This window comes from Acinetobacter sp. P37, from assembly GCF_057480965.1.
This window is the reverse complement of record NZ_JBLIYY010000041.1, coordinates 1-2,352: the sequence shown is the minus strand read 5'-3', so window position 1 is coordinate 2,352 and position 2,352 is coordinate 1. Positions and strand designations below refer to the sequence as shown.

2 protein-coding genes and 1 pseudogene are annotated in these 2,352 nt (G+C 39.1%); all 3 read right to left on the bottom strand.

Annotated elements, in window-relative coordinates; all coding sequences use genetic code 11:
• Window positions 1–232: 232 nt before the first annotated feature.
• Window positions 233–1,180 (bottom strand): nucleotidyl transferase AbiEii/AbiGii toxin family protein, encoded by a 948-nt coding sequence (locus tag AC25JC_RS17270; protein WP_120376155.1) that lies wholly within the window; start codon window positions 1,178–1,180, stop codon window positions 233–235.
• Window positions 1,173–1,568, bottom strand: a complete 396-nt coding sequence (locus AC25JC_RS17265; protein WP_120376154.1) for a DUF6088 family protein — start codon at window positions 1,566–1,568, stop codon at window positions 1,173–1,175. The genes AC25JC_RS17270 and AC25JC_RS17265 overlap by 8 nt, the downstream gene beginning before the upstream one ends.
• Before the next feature lie 375 nt (window positions 1,569–1,943).
• Window positions 1,944–2,352: pseudogene (locus AC25JC_RS17260) on the bottom strand (IS6-like element IS26 family transposase); the annotation flags it as partial.

The window sequence follows — 2,352 nt, the reverse complement described above, 5'->3', positions numbered from 1 at the left end:
TCACGCTGAAAATGCCGGCCTTTGAATGGGTTCATGTGCAGCTCCATCAGCAAAAGGGGATGATAAGTTTATCACCACCGACTATTTGCAACAGTGCCACATTTTCTATCTTCGATGAGTTACGAGTTAGAATTCAAAGAAAAAACTCTGAAGAATTTTGACAAATTTAGTTGTAATAAGAGTGATTGTAAATAAATAATCTATTGTGCTTAAGCTAATTTCTTTTCTACATTTACAACTTTAAGTTAGCGAAGATCTGTTGAACTGAGTCCTGAAAATGTGAATAGGCTTGCTGCCATGATATTTGTTTGTCCCCGAACACCATAGGAACAACAAAATTATTAAACCTGGCTTTATAGAGTGGATTACGACTTAATTCATTTAAACCAAATAACAATTCAGCAATCGGGTCTTCAACCATAAGAGTATGCTGACGACCATAACGCTCAATATCAGTTTTTATAACTTTAGTAGCTAAGTGCCCTAAATAAACAAAATCTTGTGGTTTACCATAGGTAATTTTAAAGTAGTCATACACATGTCGAACTAATGATTCATCATCAGCTCTTTCAGCATTTCTAGCAAAGGCCGCTGTACGCCTTAAAATTGCTATCAGCTTCTCGATACTGGTACTGACAATTGTGACGGAGGGAAAAGCATCGACTGGCTTCCCTTTCTTAGCCAAGTCATACACAAACGAGGTGATACTTCTAGATTCAAAAGGCTCAAGTAAGTCTGTTTCAACTAATTCCAATTTAATGAATGGTCGTAAACAGGGAGCTTGGTTGAAATGCTGAGGATATCGAATTAATAATTCCATATAACGATATTCATCCCAGACAACTGGTTCCTCTTCAATTGTAAAGAAATCAGATTGAGAGATTTTGTCTTGTACTTGATGAAGCAATTGTTTACGTACAACTTTAGCTTTAGAGCGACTTAATGCAATATTTGGTTTTGGAACTATTTTAATGTCCACATCTTCAGACATCCGATTTAACTGAATATTTGCTTTAGCTAAAGAAGTTCCACCAGCAAAAACCAAGTCATGCGTTTCAAATTCTAGAGACTGTAATAGTCTCAATAACTCGACAACATAGTAATCTTTTTCAACAATAGAAGTTGCACCAATACCAAGTGCATCAGCGACATCTGCAAACACATTTTTTATATCAGGCATTAATTTGGCTACGACCTACAGACAATTGGCGTGTAAAACGACGCGGGGTTTTAATTTGAGTAAAGGCTGGAATCTGGGTGGATTGACCAGATAAATATTTTTCCGTAGCCTCTCCTAACGTAACCTGCACATCCAATCTTTTTAATGCCTCTAAGATCACTGCATCCGCGCCTTCTGGACAGGCTGGCATTACTTTGCCGGTAATTTGATTTTTTCTTGCTTTGGTATAAATACCATAACCAACTTTAATTAGCTCACCTTCTTGAACTAAGTTTCGCAGAACTCTTCCAATTTGGTCATAATTCGCAATGTCATTAAAATCATCACGCATAAAAACATAACGTTTTGAGCGTTTGATGCGCATTTGCATTTTCGCTTTAGTTGTCATCGCATCTCCCTTATACATCAGTTTTCACATACCTTTAAACTAGCAAAAATACGACATTTTGTCGAGCAAAAATACGACATTATACTAGATGAGACTGTAGATAAATTACTCAGGAAGACAACTTTGTCTGATCTGACAGTTCTTGGTTGAGTTGCAGAATTCTATTACTCTATTACATTAAACAGCTGTAGATAACTACTTATGATCCAGAATTGGTTATCAAGCACCCTGATTACATAATAATCATAAGTTATACAACTTACACAATTTATGTGTCAGGAACCTGTCCACTTATGTACCTCTAAACACGTACGTGTTTTTATGGCACTGTTGCAAAGTTAGCGATGAGGCAGCCTTTTGTCTTATTCAAAGGCCTTACGTTTCAAAAACTCTGCTTACCAGGCGCATTTCGCCCAGGGGATCACCATAATAAAATGCTGAGGCCTGGCCTTTGCGTAGTGCACGCATCACCTCAATACCTTTGATGGTGGCGTAAGCCGTCTTCATGGATTTAAATCCCAGCGTGGCGTTGATTATCCGTTTCAGTTTGCCATGATCGCATTCAATCACGTTGTTCCGGTACTTAATCTGTCGGTGTTCAACGTCAGACGGGCACCGGCCTTCGCGTTTGAGCAGAGCAAGCGCGCGACCATAGGCGGGCGCTTTATCCGTGTTGATGAATCGCGGGATCTGCCACTTCTTCACGTTGTTGAGGATTTTACCCAGAAACCGGTATGCAGCTTTGCTGTTACGACGGGAGGAGAGATAAAAATCGACAGTGCGG